This window comes from Microcystis sp. LEGE 08355 (genome assembly GCF_015207185.1).
Classification (GTDB): Bacteria; Cyanobacteriota; Cyanobacteriia; order Cyanobacteriales; family Microcystaceae; genus Microcystis; species Microcystis panniformis.
Window position 1 is genome coordinate 1 of record NZ_JADEXI010000779.1, and the last position, 1,785, is coordinate 1,785.

Annotated in this window: 1 protein-coding gene and 2 pseudogenes; 2 read left to right on the forward strand and 1 reads right to left on the reverse strand. The window is 38.8% G+C overall.

Annotated elements, in window-relative coordinates; translation table 11 throughout:
* Positions 1-122 precede the first annotated feature (122 nt).
* Positions 123-399 (reverse strand): annotated as a pseudogene (locus IQ242_RS23945) (DUF3782 domain-containing protein); the annotation flags it as partial.
* A gap of 175 nt (positions 400-574) precedes the next feature.
* Here IQ242_RS23945 and IQ242_RS23950 point away from each other — a divergent pair.
* Positions 575-1,025: pseudogene (locus tag IQ242_RS23950) on the forward strand (DUF29 domain-containing protein).
* Between the two features lie 193 nt (positions 1,026-1,218).
* Positions 1,219-1,677: an Rpn family recombination-promoting nuclease/putative transposase gene (locus IQ242_RS23955; RefSeq protein WP_228021187.1), complete on the forward strand. Its 459-nt coding sequence runs from the start codon at positions 1,219-1,221 to the stop codon at positions 1,675-1,677.
* Positions 1,678-1,785: the final 108 nt, after the last annotated feature.

Genomic DNA, 1,785 nt, shown 5'->3' on the forward strand with positions numbered 1-1,785 from the left:
TAATACCATTTTTCTAAAGTAATGGCAGAGATGGTTAATCGCCCTCACCCCTAACCCCCCACCCCCCCGATGTCGGGGGGGCAAGGGGGGGTAAGATACCTGCCAAGAATAAAGAAAAATGGTATAACTTCCATACCAAAGCGTTGTCTGAGAATCGTTTCCATTGAAGGAAGGGCAAGTCCTTCGGTAAAGCTGCCGAATTTGGCACCGAGTCCCCCAATTTGCTGTCCTAATTCTTTGAGTTGTTTGTCAGTTTTCTTCTGTTGCTGACTAACTTCCTTCAATAGTAGGTCAGTCTCCTTCAGTTGTTTGTCGGTTTCTTTTTGAGCGGCAGTTAATTCGGCTAAGAGTCGCTAATTCGGCTAAGAGTCGCCATACGTCTTCGGATGTAGTTGTCATAGCTAATTTTTTCTCTCTGATTTGGTCTATTGCTATTTTACTGAATTTTGCCGATTCATAAGGAAGATTTTTGACTAATTTACCAATGCGATGGAGTAAATTTTATGTTAATCACTAAACTTCCCTGATGTCAAGATACTCAAAACGATAAAACTGCTAATGGAGACAATCAATGATGCAAAGAATTCACGCCTTAAAACAACTCTATGAGATTGATGACTCTCAATGGCTAGGAGAAACCGTTAGCTTGCTTAGAAATCATCAATTTCAACAGCTACACTTAGAACATTTAATCGAGGAATTAGAGGATTTGGGCAAAGAAAAGAAAAATGCGGTAGCCAGTCTTTTAGAACAGGTTATCCGCCATTTATTAATTATTACTGCAATACTGGACTAAGGAGGCAGAATATAAGACAATTAATTGGCAGGAAGAAATTTATAATTTTCGGACTCAATTAAGGCGAAAAATGACGGCTAATCTCCGTAATTCTTGAGAAGAAGAATTAAACTCTATCTACCAAGATGCGTTAGGTTTTGTCAAAATCAAAACAGCGAATACTGTTATTTTTACCTCTCAATGTCCTTACTCACTAGAACAATTACTAGATCGCTCTTGGTTGCCATAAAAATCAGATCAAGAAAAGGATGTTATGACAGTAATTAAAGAATTAGAACAATTAGAACAAGGAAAGGTAGGTTTTTTCTGGAGAAAATTATTTTAAAATTATTTTGATAAAACTTAACAAAAATCCACCAAAAAACTATTGACTTGGAACCCCACAAGTAGTACAGTTAGCTTCAATCGTATTTGCTCAAATAATGAAAACTGATAAAATCTTTTATACCCTATTTCAAGTCTTTCCCGAACTTCTCTTTCAACTGCTGGGGGAATCTCCCAATCTGGCGCAAAATTATCAATTTAAGTCAATCGAAATCAAAGAATTGGCTTTTCGACTTGATGGGGTATTTATTCCCGATGCAGACCACCCAGATTATCCGCTTTACTTTGTCGAAGTTCAATTTCAAAAGGACGAGGATTTTTATTGGCGATTCATCCCTCAAATTTTCCTCTATCTCAAGCAGTATAAGCCTGAACGTACTTGCTGTCCCGTAATTATCTGGGGAAGGCGACGCTTAGACACCGGGTTTCCCCTCGCTTACCAGAATTTGCTAAACTTAGAGCAGATGCAACGGATATATCTCGATGAAATCGAGGGTGAATCCCCTCCATCTCTTGGGATAAGTATCCTCCAGTTTATCCAGGGTAAGCTCATCTAATTTGGTATAAATTGTACTTGACAAAGATTTCTGAATAGGGTAATCAAATCGCCATAGCACCGTCCCGCACTGCCAGTACCCAGACTTAGCCGCTGCTACCTCTGTATA